The sequence below is a fragment of the Phycicoccus sp. Soil803 genome (assembly GCF_001429685.1).
Classification (GTDB): Bacteria; Actinomycetota; Actinomycetes; order Actinomycetales; family Dermatophilaceae; genus Pedococcus.
In genome coordinates, this window is record NZ_LMST01000001.1 from 942,717 (window position 1) to 961,185 (window position 18,469).

Annotated in this window: 11 protein-coding genes; 6 read left to right on the top strand and 5 right to left on the bottom strand. The window is 71.8% G+C overall.

Annotation, left to right across the window (positions count from 1 at the left end; translation table 11 throughout):
* Positions 1–13: 13 nt before the first annotated feature.
* A complete protein-coding gene (locus ASG95_RS04390; protein ID WP_235543356.1) occupies positions 14–814 on the bottom strand; it encodes a CDP-alcohol phosphatidyltransferase family protein in 801 nt (266 codons plus the stop codon).
* On the bottom strand, positions 814–1,230 hold the full coding sequence (locus tag ASG95_RS04395; RefSeq protein ID WP_056923113.1) for an adenylyltransferase/cytidyltransferase family protein: 417 nt from the start codon (positions 1,228–1,230) through the stop codon (positions 814–816). Before ASG95_RS04395 ends, ASG95_RS04390 begins: the two co-directional genes overlap by 1 nt.
* Before the next feature lie 257 nt (positions 1,231–1,487).
* Between ASG95_RS04395 and mfd the strand changes: the two genes are divergently transcribed.
* From mfd to ASG95_RS04410, 3 genes are all read left to right on the top strand, one after another.
* Positions 1,488–5,081, top strand: coding sequence for a transcription-repair coupling factor (mfd, locus tag ASG95_RS04400; protein WP_057376702.1), 3,594 nt, complete (start codon positions 1,488–1,490; stop codon positions 5,079–5,081).
* Positions 5,082–5,146: 65 nt separating this feature from the next.
* Positions 5,147–5,674, top strand: coding sequence for a hypothetical protein (locus ASG95_RS04405; protein WP_057376703.1), 528 nt, complete (start codon positions 5,147–5,149; stop codon positions 5,672–5,674).
* 7 nt (positions 5,675–5,681) lie between these two features.
* Entirely contained in the window at positions 5,682–6,695 is a 1,014-nt protein-coding gene (locus ASG95_RS04410; protein ID WP_157581727.1) for a MazG family protein, read from the top strand.
* Here ASG95_RS04410 and ASG95_RS04415 read toward each other — a convergent pair.
* The 3 genes from ASG95_RS04415 to ASG95_RS04425 all read right to left on the bottom strand — a co-directional run bounded on the left by ASG95_RS04415 (position 6,653) and on the right by ASG95_RS04425 (position 15,730).
* Positions 6,653–10,843, bottom strand: a complete 4,191-nt coding sequence (locus tag ASG95_RS04415) for a BTAD domain-containing putative transcriptional regulator (protein WP_057376705.1) — start codon at positions 10,841–10,843, stop codon at positions 6,653–6,655. The two genes, ASG95_RS04410 and ASG95_RS04415, sit on opposite strands and share 43 nt — an antisense overlap.
* 101 nt (positions 10,844–10,944) lie before the next feature.
* Positions 10,945–11,469 carry a 2'-5' RNA ligase family protein gene (locus tag ASG95_RS04420; protein WP_057378715.1) on the bottom strand — a complete coding sequence of 175 codons (525 nt, stop codon included), beginning with the start codon at positions 11,467–11,469 and terminating at the stop codon, positions 10,945–10,947.
* A gap of 61 nt (positions 11,470–11,530) precedes the next feature.
* A complete protein-coding gene (locus ASG95_RS04425) occupies positions 11,531–15,730 on the bottom strand; it encodes a BTAD domain-containing putative transcriptional regulator (protein ID WP_057376706.1) in 4,200 nt (1,399 codons plus the stop codon).
* Between the two features lie 151 nt (positions 15,731–15,881).
* Between ASG95_RS04425 and ASG95_RS04430 the strand changes: the two genes are divergently transcribed.
* From ASG95_RS04430 to ASG95_RS04440, 3 genes are all read left to right on the top strand, one after another.
* Entirely contained in the window at positions 15,882–16,199 is a 318-nt protein-coding gene (locus tag ASG95_RS04430; RefSeq protein WP_057376707.1) for a hypothetical protein, read from the top strand.
* Positions 16,200–16,323: 124 nt separating this feature from the next.
* Positions 16,324–17,505, top strand: a complete 1,182-nt coding sequence (locus ASG95_RS04435; protein WP_057376708.1) for a PfkB family carbohydrate kinase — start codon at positions 16,324–16,326, stop codon at positions 17,503–17,505.
* On the top strand, positions 17,502–18,428 hold the full coding sequence (locus tag ASG95_RS04440; RefSeq protein ID WP_057376709.1) for a pseudouridine-5'-phosphate glycosidase: 927 nt from the start codon (positions 17,502–17,504) through the stop codon (positions 18,426–18,428). Before ASG95_RS04435 ends, ASG95_RS04440 begins: the two co-directional genes overlap by 4 nt.
* The last annotated feature ends 41 nt before the right edge of the window (positions 18,429–18,469 follow it).

Genomic DNA, 18,469 nt, shown 5'->3' on the forward strand with positions numbered 1-18,469 from the left:
CGATCAGGCCTGCTCAGGCCACGCGGGACAGGTCGCGGTACCACTTCCCGAAGGCCGCGACGAGCAGGACGACGCCCATCAGGGCGAGCGCGCAGTAGGCCCAGACGAAGAGCTGGTGGAAGCCGAGCAGGACGAACGTCACGCACAGCAGGCCGTAGTCGAGCGGCAGCACGAGCAGCGAGGCGAGCACCGGGGGCCGCCCGTCGTCGACGCTGACGGCGGGCGGCGTCGTGGGCTCGACCGGTGCGCCGGCCGCCGCCGTGGCGGCCGCAGCAGCCGAGACAGCCGCGGAGTCGCGGAGCTGGTCGGTGAGGATCTTGGTGAAGAAGTAGGTGGACGCCTGGATCCCGAAGACGATCGGGACCAGCAGCATCGCGTCGGGCAGGTCGTAGGAGCGGTACCAGGCGACCAGGACCGCGGAGTGCAGCGCGGCGATCTTGACGCAGTCGATGACGTGGTCGAGCCACTCCCCGGTGCGGCTGCCACCACCCTGCATGCGCGCGACCTGGCCGTCGGCCGAGTCGAGCGCGTAGGCGAGGGCCAGCAGGAAGGCGACCAGGACGCCGACCGGGACGGTGGCCGGTGCGAGCGCCAGCACCACGATGCCGACCAGGCTGGTGAGCCCCGACAGCAGGGTGACCTGGTTGGGCGACAGCCCGATGCGGAAGGCGAGGATGGCCAGCTGGCGGCCGGCGGGCCGGTTGATCCAGCGCGAGTAGCCGGGGGCTCCCCGGTTGGACTTCCCGGCACCGGCGGACAGGGCCCGGGCCTGGGCCATGCGGCGGACCGGCGGGCTGAGGGTCTCGTCGGACATCAGGAGGCGAACTGCTCCAGGGCAGCACGCAGCAGCGTGCTGGACGTGTGCATCGTGTAGGGGAAGTACGCGACCTCCACCCCCACGGTGGCGAGGTCACGCTCGAGCCGCTCGCCCTTGGGCGTGCCCCGCCAGTCGTCGCCCTTGAAGATGACGTCGAAGGGGTGGTCGTGCCACACGTCGAGCTTGCTCGGCTGGTGCTCGATGATGACCTCGTCGACGAGGGTGATGTGCTCGAGGATGGACACCCGCTCGGCGAGGGGGATCACCGGCATCTTCGACTTGGCGCGGTAGGCGTTCTCGTCGGTGACCACCCCCGCGATCAGCCAGTCGCACTGCTCGCGGGCGCTGCGGAGGATGTTGAGGTGCCCGATGTGGAAGAGGTCGAAGACCCCGGGAACGTAGCCCCGAACCATTCCCTCGCCTCCTCCGGGACCCGGCGCCCCTGCGCCCGGCCTCACAAGCTCGCTCATTCCCGTTCCCCCTACAGCTGTTTCTTACGGTGTCGTATGCAGTTCACCCAAGTTTGTTGGACCGGGGCTTCGGGCGACTCATGCAAACGACGGACCACGGGTCACCCCCGATGCAGGGTTAGGGTGGACACCCACCCCACCAGCCCTTTGCTGTGGGGCGTTTGTGCTGTCTACACCCGGTCTGTCCCAGGAGCCTTCTCATGACCCTTGCCCCGCTGCTCGACCTGCTGGGCACCGACCCCGCCGTCGCCCGAGCCCTGGCGGTGGCGCGGGCCGGGGAGCCGGTCGCCGACCTCGCCGTGCCGGCGGGCGCCCGACCGGCCCTGGTCGCCGCCCTGGCCCGCGACAGCGGTCGGCCGATCCTCGCGGTCACCGCGACGACGCGAGAGGCCGAGGACCTCGTCGCCGCCCTCGGCTGCTACCTCGACCCCGACCGGGTGGCCGACTTCCCGGCCTGGGAGACGCTCCCGCACGAGCGGCTCAGCCCCCGCAGCGACACCGTCGGCAAGCGCCTCGCGGTGCTGCGGCGCCTCAAGCACCCCGACCCCACCGACGCCACGTACGGCCCGCTCGACGTCGTGGTGGCCCCGGTGCGCGCCGTGCTGCAGCCGGTGTCGCAGGGCCTCGGCGACCTCGCGCCGGTCGCCCTGAAGGCCGGGGACGAAGCGCCCCTGGAGCAGGTCGTCGAGGACCTCGCGGCCGCGGCATACTCCCGCACCGACCTGGTCGAGCGGCGTGGTGAGTTCGCCGTGCGCGGCGGCATCCTCGACGTCTTCCCGCCCACCGAGGACCACCCGGTGCGCGTGGAGTTCTGGGGCGACACGGTGGAGGAGATCCGCTGGTTCAAGGTCGCCGACCAGCGCAGCCTCGAGGTCGCCGAGCACGGGCTGTGGGCTCCACCGTGCCGCGAGGTGCTGCTGACCGAGTCGGTGCGTGCTCGCGCGAGTGCCCTCATCGACCAGCTCCCGGGGGCGGTCGACCTGCTGTCCAAGCTGGCCGAGGGAATCGCCGTCGAGGGGATGGAGTCCCTGGCGCCGGCCCTCGTCGACGGCATGGAGAGCGTCCTCGACACGCTGCGGGACGGCACCGCGGTCGTGCTGTGCGACCCCGAGCGGGTCCGCACGCGAGCCCACGACCTGGTCGCCACGAGCCAGGAGTTCCTCGAGGCCGGCTGGGCCAACGCCGCGGTCGGCAACAGCGTGCCGATCGACCTCCAGGGCATCCTCGGCACCGCCTCGTTCTGGAGCCTCGCCGACCTGCGCGCCCACGCCGCGCAGGCGGGTATGCCGTGGTGGGACCTCGGCCCGTTCGTCGCCGACGAGGAGCTCGCCGACGGTGACTCGGTCGTCGTCAACACCGGTCTGGAGGAGGCGCCGCGCTACCGCGGCAGCACCCCGGACGCGGTGGGCGACCTGCAGGGCTGGGTGGCCGACGGGTGGCGGGTCGTCGTCGTGACCGAGGGCCCGGGTCTGGCCCGGCGGGTGGCCGAGGTGCTCGCGGGGGAGTCCGTGGCGGCGCGGCTGGACGCCGACCTCACCGACCTCACCGACGGTGTCGTGCACCTGACGACCGGCACGGTCGGCAGCGGGTTCCTCGCGCCGGCAAGCAAGTTCGCGCTCATCACCGAGACCGACCTGACCGGCACCCCGGGTCAGGGTGGCTCGACCAAGGACATGCGCAAGATGCCCTCGCGGCGGCGCAACCAGGTCGACCCGCTCCAGCTCAAGCCGGGCGACTTCGTCGTCCACGAGCAGCACGGCGTGGGCAAGTTCGTCGAGATGGTGCAGCGCACCGTCGGCGGCGCGACCCGCGAGTACCTCGTGATCGAGTACGCCCCGGGCAAGCGTGGCCAACCGGGCGACCGGTTGTTCGTGCCGACCGACCAGCTCGACCAGGTCACCCGCTACGTCGGTGGCGAGATGCCGGCCCTCAACAAGATGGGTGGCAGCGACTGGGCCAAGACCAAGGGACGGGCGCGAAAGTACGTCAAGCAGATCGCGGCCGAGCTGATCCAGCTCTACTCGGCCCGGATGGCGACGGCCGGGCACGCCTTCGCGCCGGACACCCCGTGGCAGCGCGAGCTCGAGGACGCCTTCTCCTACGTCGAGACGCCCGACCAGCTGAGCTCGATCGACGAGGTCAAGGCCGACATGGAGCGCACCGTGCCGATGGACCGCCTCATCTGTGGCGACGTCGGCTACGGCAAGACCGAGATCGCGGTCCGCGCCGCCTTCAAGGCGATCCAGGACGGCAAGCAGGTCGCGGTGCTGGTGCCGACGACGCTGCTCGTGCAGCAGCACCTGCAGACCTTCACCGAGCGCTACCAGCAGTTCCCGGTGACCGTCCGTGCGCTGTCGCGGTTCCAGAGCGACAAGGAGGCTCGCGAGACCATCGAGGGGCTGGCCAACGGCAGCGTCGACCTCGTCATCGGCACGCACCGGCTCCTCGGCGGCTCGATCCGCTACAAGGACCTCGGCCTGGTCGTGATCGACGAGGAGCAGCGTTTCGGGGTGGAGCACAAGGAACAGCTCAAGACCCTGCGCACCGCCGTCGACGTGCTCGCCATGTCGGCCACGCCGATCCCGCGCACCCTCGAGATGGCCGTGACCGGCATCCGTGAGATGTCCACTCTCGCAACGCCTCCCGAGGAGCGGCATCCGGTGCTGACCTACGTCGGCGCGTACGACGAGAAGCAGATCGTGGCCGCCATCCGGCGCGAGCTGCTCCGCGAGGGGCAGGTCTTCCTGGTCCACAACAAGGTGTCGAGCATCGAGCGCGCCGCCAGCCGGATCCGTGAGCTCGTGCCCGAGGCGCGGGTGGCGACCGCCCACGGCAAGATGGGCGAGCACAAGCTCGAGCAGGTCGTCGTCGACTTCTGGGACAAGAAGTTCGACGTCCTCGTCTGCACGACGATCGTCGAGACCGGCCTGGACATCTCCAACGCCAACACGCTGATCGTCGAGCGCTCCGACGTGCTCGGCCTCTCCCAGCTGCACCAGCTGCGCGGTCGCGTGGGGCGTGGCCGTGAGCGGGCCTACTGCTACTTCCTCTACCCGCCCGAGAAGCCGATGACCGAGACGGCGCACGACCGGCTCCAGACGATGGCCAGCCACACCGACCTCGGCAGCGGCATCCAGATCGCGATGAAGGACCTCGAGATCCGGGGCGCGGGCAACCTGCTGGGTGGCGAGCAGTCGGGCCACATCGCGGGAGTCGGGTTCGACCTCTATGTGCGACTCGTGGGAGAGGCCGTCGCGGACTTCCGCGGCGACGAGGCCCCTCCGGGTGAGATCAAGATCGAGCTGCCCGTCGACGCCCACCTGCCGCACGAGTACGTGCCGGGGGAGCGGCTCCGCCTGGAGGCCTACAAGAAACTCGCCAGCGTGGTCGACGAGCCGGCGCTCGCCGAGATCGAGGCCGAGCTGGTCGACCGTTACGGCCCGCTCCCCGAGCCGGTCCGCAACCTCATGGAGGTGGCCCGGTTGCGCACCGTCGCCCGGCAGGCGTCGGTGGCCGACATCTCGGTGCAGGGCAACTTCGTGCGGTTCGGGCCGGTGGACCTCCCCGAGTCGGCGCAGCTCAGGCTGCAGCGGCTCTACCCGAAGTCGCTCGTCAAGGACGCGCTGCATACCATTCTGGTGCCGAAGCCGATGACGGCTCGGGTGGGTGGCCAACCGCTGCGTGACACGGCAGTCTTGCAGTGGGCCAGCGACCTCATCCGGTCCGTCCTGCTGGGCAGCGTCGCCGACGCCGCCCGGGTGGGCACCCGACAGGGTGCGGACTCGGCTCGATGAGCGTGGAGCCGACCGTGGTGAGACTGAGCAAGGTGAGAGGGCTGTACATGACGAAGGGCCATCCCGTGAAGGCATTCAGGGTCCTGCGTGGGGCCGTCGTGACGGTCGCCGTGGCAGGTGTGCTGGCCGTGTCCGGCTGCGCGACCGCCGACACCGCCGCCGTCGTCAACGGCCACCGGATCACCGAGCAGGAGGTCCAGGAGGCCACTGCCCAGATCACGAAGGCCTACCCCGACTCGTCGCTCAACACGGCCAACGCGCTGTCGAGCCTCGTGATGGCCGGGTTCATCAACCAGATCGCCGACGAGTCCGGCAAGGGCCTGTCCGACAGCGCCGCCAAGGCCGCCATCACCGAGATCGAGGACCCGAGCCCGGCCACCCTCGAGCTGGTCAAGTCGAGCCTGGCCTCCCAGCAGCTCACCACCGTCGAGCAGGGGCACGTCGTGGAGCTGGCCCGCAAGGCCCAGGTCACGATGAACCCGCGCTACGGCACCTTCGACGCCAAGGCCGTCCGGTTCGACGTGAGCCAGCCCAACTGGATCAAGGCCGAGCCAGCGCCCGCTGAGCCCGCTCCCACCACCCCTGCGGGCTGAGCAACCCGTGACGGGACGGCTGACCCTGCTGGTCGGCAGCCCCCGCATCGCGCCAGGGCTGTTCACCCGCACCGCCTGGCAGACCCTCGACGCCGCCGACGCGGTGCTGGCCCGCGACGCGTCCGAGCCGCTCGCCGACGCCGTGTCCGAGGCGGGTGTGCCGGTCGCTCACCTGGGCGAGCTCAGCCCACCTGCGCTGTCCCGCACGCTGATGGACCGGGCCGCCGAGGGCGACGTCGTGTGGGTCTCCTCGGCCGACGGTGACCCCGGGCTCACCGATGCGATTGCGTCCGAGGTGTCGCGGCTGGGCACACCGCCGGAGGTCGAGGTGCTCGTGGCCTCCTGGGACGTCCCCGGGTCGCGGCTGCTCGACCTGGTGGCGGTGATGGACCGGCTGCGCTCGCCGGGCGGGTGTCCCTGGGACGCCGAGCAGACCCACGAGTCGCTGGTGAAGTACCTCATCGAGGAGAGCCACGAGGCGGCCGAGGCGATCGAGTCCGGCGACCGCGACCACATCCGTGAGGAGCTCGGCGACGTGCTGCTCCAGGTGGTGTTCCAGGCCCGCGTCGCCCAGGAGCACGCGACCGAGCCTTTCGACGTGGACGACGTGGCCGGCGCCATCATCGAGAAGCTGGTCCGCAGGCACCCGCACGTGTTCGCCGACGGCGACGCCTCCACCCCCGCCGAGGTGGAGCGCGCCTGGGAGCAGATCAAGGCCGCCGAGCGTGCCGTGAAGGCGCCGCACGGCGGAGGCGAGGCCGGGCACCAGGGGCTGCTGCACGGCATACCGAGGTCGCTGCCGAGCCTGCTCGCAGCGGACAAGGTGCTGGCCCGCTGGGAGCGGACCGGCGGTGACCTGACCGCCGTGGGCGACGCGCACGGCGACCTCGCGGCGCGGCTGCTCGCCCTGGTCGCCGAGGCGCGGTCGGCGGGGGTGTCGGCGGAGGAGGTCCTGAGGCAGGCGCTGCGCGACCTGGGTCAGGACCCGCAGACCGGTTCGAACGGGCGGTCGGGCAGGTAGCTCCGCCACTCGGCCTTGGTGAGCTCACGTCCCGCCGTGCGGCAGGCGGCATCCACCCATGCTTCCGGGTCGAGGTCCCAGGTGCGCACGCTGCTCTCGGGCCCGGCGACGATGAGTCGCGTGCCGTCATCGCTGAACGCGACGGACATCGCGTCCGGGACGCTGACCGACCCTTGGAAGACCCCGTCCGCCCACCAGCCCACCCTGCCCTCGCTGGCAGTGGCGACCTTGGTGCCGTCCGCGGACCAGCCGATGATGAATCCCGGGAACGGCGGGATCGCGGCCGGTGGCGCGATCCACTGCTGCGTCCGGTCGTTGCGCAGTCCGACCTGGCCGTCGGTCGTGTGGACGAGGGCCGCATCGCCGCGGGGCGCGTAGGAGACCTGTGGCGCCGCCCCACCGAAGTCGAGCGGTGCCTTGACGATGCCCTCCAGGTAGTCCACGACCTGGGTCCTGTCGGCATAGGTGAGAACGGTCCGCAGGTCGCGCCTGGGCTCCAGCCCGCCGATCGGCTGTGCCTTGCCCTGCTTGGCCGTGGTCACCTGCACCGGGTCTCTCGTGGGCTGCAGGGTGCGGCCATCGAGGACGTGCAGGCGTCCGGCCGTGGTCCCCACGAGGAGGTACCTGCCGTCGACGGACCAGAACGCGATGCTCGCGCCCTCGGCCGTCTCGCCCGTCCTGGTGCTGCCTGCTGGCTGTACCAGGTCGTGCCGGGCCAGCTCGACCCCGGTCGCCGCGTCCCAGATGCCGACGCGGCTGTCGCCGGTCGTGACGTTGAGCCTGGTGCCGTCCGGGCTCCACGCGATGTCGATCCAGTTCCGTTGCCGCAGGTCGAGCTCCACCAGCGGTCCCAGCTTCCCCGTGGGGACGTCGCGCACCTGGAAGGCCGGAGGGAAGCCCCACACGTAGGCGAGCTTGCGGCGGTCGGGCGAGAACCGGATTGCCGGAGCGCCGTCTCGCGCCGGGAGTCCGCCCGGTCCCATCCGCAGGAGGCCGCGGTCACGAGCGAGATCCCAGGCGGAGACCAGTCCGGTGAGCTCTGCGGAGTACAGCGTGCGCCCGTCGGGGCTGAAGGCGACCCAGCTGCCTGCGCCACCGACCTGCCGCAGCAGCTCCACTGGCTCGCCGCCGGAGATGTCCCATGCCATCAGGTTTGCCCCGGCTGCGGCCAGGCGCCTCCCGTCGCGCGAGAACACGAGGTCTTCGGGGAAGTCTCCTCCCCGGAGAACCGCCCGCGGTGCGAGGCGCCCGGTGTCCAGGAGCAGGACGTCGGATCCTGCCTCGACGGCCAGGGTGCGTCCGTTCGGGCTGATGGCCAGGGTGTCGCCAAGCTCACGGACGCCCAGGTCCTCGGCGCTCAGCAGGTGCCGCTGCGCACCGCTGGGGAGCTCGGTGACCCGCAGACCGCTCCCACCCAGGGTGTACAAGGTGCGTCCGTCGTTCGACACGACCGGGGAGGACGGCTGTTCGACGACCCCCTTGACGAGCGTCGCCGGATGCTGGGGTGCCCGCATGTCCCAGACCCCGAACATGAGCACCGGCTCGGAGCCCTCGACGTGCTCCAGACCGACGGCGAGCCAGCGTCCGTCCCCACTGAACGAGGGGCCGTGCTGGGCGAAGCGCTTGGCAGGTATGCCGCCGAGCTGGGTGGGCGCGAGCGCACCGCTCTGGTCGAGGAGCTGGACCGCAGGCGGGTCGGAAGGCCCGCCAGTCAGCTCTGCCCTCAAGGCCGCCGCGTAGGTACGGCCATCCGGGCTGGCGACGACTTTCCCCCCGCTGACTGTCGGGTCGCGGTGCATTTCCTTGAGCGTGATGCCGTCGTGGATTGCCAGACCATGTCCCGGTAGGGCGAGCGCGACCTGGCCCGTGGCGTTGTTCACGCTCAGGTCGAACACCGTCTCGGTGCGGACGGTGCGGACCAGCTGTGGTGCCCGGTCGAGGGTTGCCAGCAGGTTCGTGCGGGTGTCGACGGAGTCGTGGAGACGCACGCCGGCGGCGGCCAGCAGCAGGGATCGGTCGAGGTCATCTGCCCTCAGGGCTTCGGCCCCGAGACGACGGGCGTCGGCTACCAGCGCCTGCCGGTCGGCGCGGTCGGCGCCTGTCTTGGCAAGTGCGCCAGCGACGATCGCGACCGCGAGGAGCACAGCCACAGCAGCGAGTCCGGCGCGCAGGCGCTGGTTGGCCCGGTGCTCCCGGCGAACCTGCTCCTCGGTGGCCCGCTGTTCGGTCTCGGCCAGAGCGGCTCCCGCGGTCAGGAAGTCCTGCTCCGCTGCGGTGAGGGACGCGGTGGCACGTGCGTGCCAGTCGACGGCCCGCGCCTGCCGAACCCCCCGGTAGAGCTCGCTGTCCGGGCGGCCGAGATCGTCCCAGCTGGCCGCCGCGACGGCGAGGTGCCGCATGATGCGCAGCCCGTCCACGTCGTCGTCCAGCCAGGACCGCAGCCGGGGCCACGCCATCGCCAAGGCTTCGTGGGCGATCTCGACGGTGTCGCCGTCGGTGCTCAGCAGTCGGGCGCCGACGAGTCGCTCGATCAGCAGGGTGTGGTCCTCGTCGGTGGCCACGGAACGGCGGGGGACCCGCTGTCGGACGGGCTCACCGAGGTCATCGGGTGCGACCAGGCGCACCATGAGGTCCCGGAGCACCCCTTGCTGGCCGGGGGTGAGGTCCCGGAACACACCCTCGGCCGACTGGGCGATCGCCTCGCGGATCCCTCCGGTGGCCGAGTAGCCGGCGACCGTGAGCGTGTTGCCCTCGCGCCGCCTCCAGGTCTGGCGCAGGACGTGGGACAGCAGGGGGAGGGCGGCAGGCTCGCCCCGCACTTCGCGGACCAGCAGGTCGACGAGCCCGGGCTCGATCCGCAGCCCGGCCTGCGCTGCCGGTCCTTCGATCGCCAGCCGCAGGTCGGGCTCGGTCATGGCGCCGAGCAGGTACAGCCCGCGCTCGACGAGGCGGGCGAACTCCGGGTGGGTGGAGAGCTCGCCGAGCCGGTCGGCCCGCAGCGAGACCACGAGGACGCCGCGCCCGTTCCTGGCGACCGCGACGAGCTGGTCGAAGAACTCCGCGCGCTCGCTCGAGTCGGGGTCGAGGGCCAGGGCCTCCTCGCACTGGTCCACCACGAGGACGTCGGTCGCGCGGGGGTTCGCGGCGGCGAGTGAGTCCATCGGGTGGGCGCCGGGGGAGCACACCCTGACCCGTCGCCCGTCCCGTTCCAGCGCGGCGGCCACGCCGGCGCGGGCCAGCGACGACTTGCCGCATCCGGAGGGGCCGACCACCGCCAGGACGCGGCTCTCGTCCAGGCGCCGCAGGCACGCGGCGATGTCGGCCTCACGGCCGAAGAACGCCGCGGCGTCGGCGAGGTCGTAGGCGACCAGGCCGAGGTAGGGGCACTGCGCGCTGGTCGGGGGCAGCACGGTCTGGGCGGCCAACGAGGGGTCCTGGCGGAGGATCGCCTCCTCCAGCTGGGCCAGCTCGGGACCCGGGTCGAGGCCCAGCTCGTTGACGAGGGTCAGCTTGGCGCGCTGCAGCGTCTGGAGGGCGTCGCCCTGCCGTCCGACCTGGTACTGCGCGAGGGCCAACAGACCCCACCGGCGCTCGCGGGTCGGCTGCTCAGCCACCATCCGCAAGGCGTCGCCCAGGACCTCGTGGTAGCGGCCGGACCGCAGACCCGCCTCGGCGTGGAGGTCGTCTGCGTCGCGCCAGAGCTCGAGGAGCCGCTCAGCCTCGACCTGGCCAGGGCCCCAGTCCGCGAGGTCGACGAGCGGTTCACCGCGCCACAGGTCCCGAGCCTGTCCGGTCACGTAGAGGGCGCGCTCGGGCTCATCGTTCGCCAGCAGCTCGCGAGCCCGGGTCAGGAGGTGCTCGAAGTGGAGGTGGTCCACCTCGTCCTGGTGCAGGTCCAACCGGTAGCCGTGCGGTGAGGTCTGGATCGCCTCGGCGCCGAGGGCCTTGCGGAGCCGCACGATGCAGCCCTGGACGACCTTCTGCCAGGTCTCCGGAAGGTCCTCGCCCCACAGCGTCTCCGCGAGCGCCTCGGCGCTGAGCTCCGTGCCGGGGCGGGTGGCCAGGGCCTGCAGGATGATGCGGTCGCGTGGACCGAGCGTGGTCCGACCGTCGTTGACCTGCAGTGTTCCCAGCAGCGCGATGCGCATGTGTTGACAGTGATCCTCCCTCGAGGCAGCGTCAACAGGCCTGACCCGGGCTGACACCGGGCTGACACCGGCGCCGCAGGGGGGCGACACCGGTCCGGGTCTCAGGGAAGGGTGGCGAGGGGCCACCGCTGGCCGGTGCCGCTGTCGATGAGGGCGGCGCCCACGGCGCGGCCCTCGAGCGGCAGGACGTCGAACGCGCGAACCGCAGCCGTCGGCAGGAGCTCTTGGCTGGTACCCGTCGTGAGGCTGCAGTGCGGGATCCACCGCCCCGGCTGGTAGTGCCAGTGCAGGTCTGCACCAGTGCTGGTCACCGCCTCGACCACTGCGAGCTGCCGGGCCAGCAGCGGCTGGGTGGCTGGGGTCAACAGGGAGCCCCTGCCGCGGGGAAACAGGCCGACGGCGCTGAACCGCACCTGCAGTGCGGGGCCTGCCGCCAATGCTCCGACGACGGTGGCGACTGCCTCGACGTCGAAGGTGCGCAGCACGGCATACGACAGGTGGGGCACGTGTCGCCGGTGGGTGTGGCTCAGCAACGTGCCGACACCGGCTTCTTCGAGGGCCGCCCACAGCCGGCGGATCGCCCGGTCGGTCTCCGGGTCGAAGAGGAGGCACACGGCAAGCGCCACACCGGCATTCTGCTCGGGGGTGGTCACGCCCGCTCGCGCTGGCCACCTTCGGCGTCCTCGTTCAGGAGGCGCAGACGGACTGGAAGGGGCGGTTCGGCAGGTAGGTGCGCCACTCCTGCTCGGTCAGGTCACGACCCGCGATGTCGCAGGCCGCCCTGATGGCGGCGCCTGGATCGGGGTCCCAGGTCGAGACCGTGCCGGTGGGTGAGGCCAGGACCAGGGCGGACCCGTCCCCCGTGAACCCTCCAGCCGTGCGGGCGTCGACGCCAACGGCGCGGAGCAGCGCTCCGGTGGTCGCGTCCCACAGCGCCACTCGGTCTCCCGAGGCAGTGAGGAAATGCTCGCCATCGGGCTCCAGCCTCAGCTCACCGCCACCCGCCGCGTTGCGTCCGGCCGTCGTGGTCCGTAGTGCCAACGTCGCGGCATCGACCGTGGTCACGACGCCGACGCCGCCCTGCCTGAAGTCGGCCCCGCTCAGGGCGATGGTCGCCCCATCGAGGGTCCAGGCAGCGGCGTTCGCGGTGTAGCCCAAGGTGGCGCGACGGCTGACTGTGCCAGCCCGGAGGTCGAGGACACTGATGCCGTCTCCGGTGCTCGCGATCGCTCGGTCTCCTCGGGGGTCGACGGCTGCTGTCGTCACCGGCCCGGAGGTGCTGACCTGCACGGAAGGACCGTTGCGGCGACCAGCACCCGCGACTGCCTTGATCCAGCCGTTCCTCGTGCCGATGACCAGCCTTGAGCCGTCATGACTGAACTCACCGCTGGTGATGCGGTCACCGGCTTCCCGGTGCGCTTCGAGGACTGCCCCTGTGGCTGGGTCCCAGATCCGTAGCCATTCGGTGCCCAGCATGGTGGCGACCGCCTTGCTGTCAGGCCTCCAAGCGAGATTGACCCAGTAGTCGAACCTGTCGCCCGTGGCGATGGCTGGCCCGATCGTGTGCGTTGCCACGTCGAGGAACTGCAATGAGACCGCTCCATCCACGGGCGAGGTGACGAGGTAGGCGACGGTCTTGCCATCGGGTGACACCCGGGACGACGCGTAGACGCCGTCAAGTCGTCCGGACTGGGGAGGGATGGAGGGCAGGAACCTCCTACGGCCGGCGACGTCCCAGGCCAGGAGCAGACCGTCGTTCCGAGCCGCGAACAGGGTTTTGCCGCCGTGTCCGAACGCCAGGCCCCAGGGCTCGAAGGCGTCACCCGAGCGGTAGCGGACGCCCGGGCTCTCGGGGTCGGCCAACGAGCGCACCACCGGGGTCCCGTCGACCATGTAGGCCAGGTGGCGGCCGTCGGGAGAGATCGCAATGGGCAGCCCGATCGTGCCTTCCTCCCGGAACGTCGACGTCGAGGCCAGCGACTCCGCGTCCAGCAGTCGCACCTGGTCTGCGTCCCGCACCGCCAGGTGCGCACCGTCGGGAGTCGGCACCACAGCTACTGGACCGAACGGGATCGTCGACGCCTTGGCCGTGGCGATCGACCGCAGCTCGCGACCGGCCCGGGGGTCCAGGAGGTGCAGGACACCATTGTCGGACGTGGCGTAGATCCGGTCGGCGCCTCTGCCGACCTGGAGGGACGAGATGATGTAGGGGACGGTGAATGAGCTCTTGGGACGGGCGAGGGCGTTGGTGTCCCAGACCTGCACCACCGAGTCCGGCGGACTGCCCATCGGCGAGATGAAGCCGGCAGCCAACCAGCGTCCGTCAGGGCTGAACCCGAAGGAGTGGTGCAGGACGCGCCCCTTGGGGGTCCCGCCCGGCTGGTCCGGCAGAAGTCGCGCGGTGGCGGCGTCGAGCATCCGCAACGGCACCGGGTCGACCCGGGCCACGCTGGCGGGCGTCCACGGGTTGACCGCCACGGCGAGGGTGGACCCGCCCGGGTTGTACCGCACGCCTGCCACCGGGATGTCGTGGTTCCGCGCGGTCTCCGTGAGTGTGCCGGCATCGAGGATGGTCACACCGAGTATCACTTCGCCCACCGCCACGTGCATCCCATCGGGACTCACTGACACGGAGGACATGGCTGTCCGGCGGGCGGCGCCGACCAGTTGCGGCACGCGGTCGAGCACTCCCGTCACGTTGTTCGCCGTGTCGTTGGACGAGTCGAGCCGCGCCCCTGCAACCCCCAGCAGGAGGGCTCGGTCGATCTCCTGCGATCGCAGGGCCTCGGCACCGAGGCGTCGAGCGTCGGCCAGGAGCGACTGCTGTTCGGCCCGGTCGGCGGCGGTCTTGGCGAGGGCACCGGCGACGATCGACACCGCGAGCAGGACTGCGACAGCGGCCAGTCCGGCGCGCAGGCGTTGGTTGGAGCGGCGTTCCCGGCGGACCTGCTCCTCGGTGGCGCGCTGCTCGGTCTCGGCCAGCTCGGCCGAGGTGTCGAGGAAGGCCCGCTCCGGGGGAGTGAGCTCGGGGTCGTGGCTGCGTCGCCACTCCGCTGCCCGGGCCATCCGGACCCCACGGTAGAGCTCGCTGTCCGGCCGTCCCAGCTCGTCCCAGCTCTCGGCGGACACGGTGAGATGACGCATGATCCGCAAGCCCTCGACGTCATCGTCCAGCCACGACCGCAGCCGCGGCCACGCGACCGCCAGCGACTCGTGCGCGATCTCCACCGTGTCGCCGTCGCTGCTCACCAGGCGCGCGCCGACCAGGGCCTCGACGACAGCGGTGTGCTCGTCGTCCGACGTGACGACGCGCCGGGACACGCGGGTGCGCACGGGCTCGCCGGTGTCGTCCGACGAGACCAGGCGCACCATGAGATCGCGGAGCATGCCCTGCTGGCTGGGGCTCAGCTCGCGGTAGAGCCGCTCGGCGGACTGGGCGACGGCCTCGCGCACTCCTCCGGTCGCGGCATACCCCTTGACGGTCAACGTGTCGCCCTCGCGGCGCCGCCACGTCTGGCGCAACACGTGGGACAGGAGGGGCAACGCCCCGGGCGACCCCTCGACCTCGCGCACGAGCAGGTCGACCAGCCCCGGCTCGAGCCGCAGTCCCGCCTGCGCCGCGGGGCCTTCCACGGCACTGCGCAGCTCGGCCGGACCCATGCCGCCCAGGAGGTACAGCCCCTTCTCGGCCAGGTGGGCGAACTCGGGGTGGACGGCGAGCTCGCCGAGGCGGTCCGCGCGCAGCGAGAGCACGAGCCGACCCCGCGCGGCGAACTCGACCAGCCCCGCGAAGAACGCCTCCCGCTCCGGGGACGTCTCCGGGAGGCCCAGTGCCTCCTCGCACTGGTCGATGACGAACACCGCGCCGACCCCGGCCGGCGCGTGGGCCAGCACCTCCTCCGGGTGGGTCCCGGGCGTCACGATCCGCATCGGGTGACCGTCGCGGACCAGTGCCGCCGCCACCCCAGCCCTGATCAGCGAGGACTTGCCGCACCCGGACGGCCCCACCACCGCGAGGACGCCAGCCTCGTCGAGGCGCCGCAGGCAGGCGGCGACGTCCGCCTCGCGGCCGAAGTATGCCGGTGCGTCACCGACGTCGTACGCGACCAGTCCGAGGTAGGGACAGGCGCCGTCCTGCTCGGGTGGCGTGCCCTGGGTGACCAGGGCGGGGTCCTGCCGCAGGATCGCCTCCTCGAGGTCGGCGAGCTGGGGTCCGGGGTCGAGCCCGAACTCGGTGACGAGGGTGGCCCGGGCGCGTTGGAGCGTCCCGAGGGCCTCCGCCTGACGACCCGCCTGGTACTGCGCGAGGGCCAGCAGCCCCCACCGGCGTTCGCGGGTGGGCTGTTGGGCGACCATGCGGTGGAGCTCGCCGAGGACGTCGCGGTGCCGGCCCGCGCGGATGGCCGACTCGGCATACAGGTCCTCGCCGTCACGCCTGCGTTCGGCGAGTCGCTCGGTCTCGATCCGTCCGACGTCCCAGTCCGTCAGTCGCTCCAACGGGTCGCCGCGCCACAGGCCCAGCGCCTGGCCGCTGGCGTACCGCGCCCGCTCGGGCTCACCTGTGGCCAGCAGCTCGCCCGCGCGCAGCAGCAGGTCCTCGAAGCAGAGGTGGTCGAAGTCGTCGCGGTGCAGGACGAGCCGGTACCCCGTCCCCGACGTCACGATCGCGGCCGCGCCGAGCGCCTTCCGGAGCCGGGAGACGCACCCCTGCACCACCTTGGGCCACGAGGGCGGGAGGCGTTCGCCCCAGAGGGCCTCCGCAATGGCATCAGCCCGGACGGTCTCACCGGGGCGGGCGGCCAGTGCCTCGAGGACCACCTGGTCCCGCGGCGCCAGGAGGATCCGTCCCTCGTCGACTTCGAGGGGGCCGAGCACGGCGATGCGCACACCTCGAATGTGACCCTCCACCGGCACCCCGTCAACGGCGCTGATACCCGGCTGATACCCGCCCGGCGCTGTCCCGGTACCGGTGGGTGCGACAACGGTCGTGGACAACCCGTCCGGCACGAACCACCAGCTCACGCAAAGGACCAGGACCATGTCGCACACCACCAGCCTTCGCCGGTCGGCCGCCGTCTTCGGAGCCACCGGACTCATCGCCCTCTCCATCGCCGGCCCGGCCAGCGCCCGCCAGGTGCCCGGGAACGGCGACTGGGCCGACCAGCACTGCTCCACCAACTGCTACGAGGGCGGGACCACGGGCGGCAGCCAGCGGACCCTGCCCAACCCGATCGACGACAACGGGGTCGAGGTCCTGCAGCTCGGCGCCGGCCTGCTCGCCGGTATCGCCCTCGCCGGTGCCGGTGCGGCGGCGTTCTCGCGCCGGAACCACGGTCACCTGGCCCACCCCGCGTGACCGGGGGCTCGAGCGACACCCGGGGGTCCGGCACCGAGTAGGTGCCGGACCCCCGCGCTGTCGGGGCTCCGGGCTGCAACCCGGGCTCTTGCTTGGAATTCCAAGTGACCTTAGAGTTCCAAGCATGAGCCTCACCGATCGTGAGCGGGACATCGTCGACCTGCTCCGTGCCCAGCCACTCCTCGATGCCGCAGCGATCGCGGAGCGGGTCGGGTCGACCAAGGCCGCCGTATCGGTGCACCTGTCGAACCTCACCCGCAAGGGCGCCATCCTCGGTCGGGGCTACATCGTCCGGCCGGAGGCGCACTCCGTCGTCGTGGTCGGTGGCGCCAACATGGACATCAAGGCGCACTCGAAGGACGCGATCCAGCTGCGCACCTCCAACCCGGGTGCGGCCATGAGCACCCCTGGGGGAGTGGGCCGCAACATCGCCGAGAACCTCGCCCGGCTGGGCAGCCCGACCCACCTCGTGGCGCCCGTGGGTGGCGACGCCTTCGGCGACGAGATCGTCGCCGCCACCCGGGCGGCCGGGGTCGTGGTGGACCACATGATCGCGTCGGACGATGCCACTGGCACCTACCTCGCCGTGCTCGACTCGACCGGCGAGCTGGTGGTGGCGGTGTCGAACATGCGGGCGACCGACCGGCTCACCGTGCGCCAGCTGATGGCCTCGCGCGACCTGCTCAGCCACGCGACGCTGCTGGTCCTCGACGGCAACATCCCCGAGGCGCCGGCCGCCTGGCTGCTCGACTTCGCCGCGGCTGTCGAGGTGCCGGTGGTGCTCGAACCGGTCAGCGTCGCCAAGGCGCGACCACTGGCGCACCTGCTCTCGCCGCAGCGCCCGGTGCTGGCGCTCACCCCCAACCTCGACGAGCTGTCCGCCATCGTCGGCGAGACCGTGCCCCAGACGCGCGTCGCGATCTCCCGGGCCGCCCGCCGGCTGCACGACGTGGGCGTGCAGAACGTCTGGGTCCGTCGCGGCACCAAGGGGAGCCTGCTCAGCAGCCTGGGCGAAAGGGGGCGCGTCACGGTCGTCACCCTCGCCGCCCCGCCCGTCACGCCGGTCGACGTCACCGGCGCCGGCGATGCCATGACCGCCGCCTTCGTCCACGCGCTCATGCGTGGCGACGGACCGGTCGACGCGGCCCGGTTCGGGCAGATGGCGGCTGCGCTCACGGTCGCCAGCCCCGAGACCGTCCGCCCCGACCTGACCCCTCGGCTCATCGACGCCGAGTTGCGCAAGGCGCAGCCCGGGACGACCCAGCGCGGCACGAGCCCGAAGAGCACGACCAAGGAGAAGGCATGACCACCCCGCACCCCTCGCTCCAGCTCACGACCGAGGTGGCCGAGGCGCTCGCCGCCGGCCGACCGGTCGTGGCCCTCGAGAGCACGATCATCAGCCACGGCATGCCGTACCCCCGCAACGTCGCGATGGCGCTCGAGGTCGAGCAGATCATCCGCGACGGCGGTGCGGTCCCGGCCACGATCGCGGTCCTCGACGGGGTGCCACGGATCGGCCTCACCCGCGACGAGCTCGAGACCCTGGCGACCCACCCCGACGTCGCCAAGGTCAGCATCCGCGACCTGCCCTACGTGATCGCCCGGCGGGCGCACGGCGCCACCACCGTCGCCAGCACGATGCGGCTCGCGGCCCTGGCCGGGATCAGGGTGTTCGTGACCGGAGGCCTGGGTGGGGTGCACCGCGGCGCCGAGACGAGCTTCGACATCTCGGCCGACCTGACCGAGCTCGGCCAGACCGACGTGGCCGTGATCAGCGCCGGCGTGAAGTCGATCCTCGACATCGGCCTGACCCTCGAGTCGCTGGAGACCCTCGGGGTACCGGTCGTGGTCGTCGGCTCCGACGAGTTCCCGTCCTTCTACTCGCGCGAGAGCGGCCATCCGGCGCCGATGCGGGTCGACGGGGCCGACGACGTCGCCGCGATGATGCACGCGAAGTGGTCGCTGGGCCTGTCCGGCGGTATCGCGGTCACCAACCCGGTGCCCCTCGAGGACGAGATCCCGGCTGCCGAGATCGGCGTGCTGATCGACCAGGCCCTCGCCGAGTGCGCCGAGCGTGGCATCCACGGCAAGGACATCACGCCCTTCCTGCTGGGCCGGATCGTCGAGCTGTCCGGGGGTGCGAGCCTCGAGACCAACATCGCCCTCGTGCGCCACAACGCCCGGCTGGGAGCCGCGCTCGCGGCGGCATACCAACGCCAGCAGCCCTGACAACCCCCGAACCTCACCTTTATCGGGTCTAGGGACAAACG